The 575-nt window shown below is 52.0% G+C and carries 1 protein-coding gene; it reads left to right on the plus strand.

The window, feature by feature from the left end; translation table 11 throughout:
* Nucleotides 1-82: 82 nt before the first annotated feature.
* Entirely contained in the window at nt 83-445 is a 363-nt protein-coding gene (locus VZ95_RS21155; protein ID WP_045774897.1) for a response regulator, read from the plus strand.
* The last annotated feature ends 130 nt before the right edge of the window (nt 446-575 follow it).

Here is a 575-nt window from a genome sequence, read left to right on the forward strand (position 1 = left end):
TTGCGAGTGGCGAGTCGCTACAGTGAGATTCGTGTTGCGGGCGGCATAGGGTCCCGGCGCTTGGAGGCTTCGGTATATTTCGATGAAGACGGTTTTGATCGTTGAAGACAACGAACTCAATATGAAGCTTTTCCACGATTTGTTGGAAGCGCGCGGCTATCGTATTTTGCAATCGCGGGACGGGATGGAAGCCCTGCGCCTCGCGCGGGAGGAGCGGCCCGACCTGATTCTGATGGATATTCAACTGCCGGAAGTGTCTGGCCTTGAAGTTACCAAGTGGATCAAGCAGGATGAACACCTACGCTCTATTCCAATTATTGCGGTTACGGCTTTCGCTATGAAGGGTGATGAAGAAAAAATCCGCGAGGGGGGCTGCGAGGCATATATTGCCAAACCAATTTCGGTCGCAAACTTCCTCGAGACCGTTCAGCGCTTTTTGGGTTAAGGGCTGATGCCGGGCCGTATCCTCGTTGTTGATGATATTCTTCCGAATATCAAACTGCTCGAAGCAAAACTGACGAGCGAATATTATGACGTCATTTCGGCGGAAAATGGGCCGACGGCGCTGGAACTTG

It is taken from the genome of Elstera litoralis (assembly GCF_000963705.1).
GTDB classification, from domain to species: domain Bacteria; phylum Pseudomonadota; class Alphaproteobacteria; order Elsterales; family Elsteraceae; genus Elstera; species Elstera litoralis.

Coding starts and splice junctions, on each gene's coding strand:
- VZ95_RS21155 (WP_045774897.1), top strand. CDS start 83: ATGAAGACGGTTTTGATCGTTGAAGACAACGAACTCAATATGAAGCTT.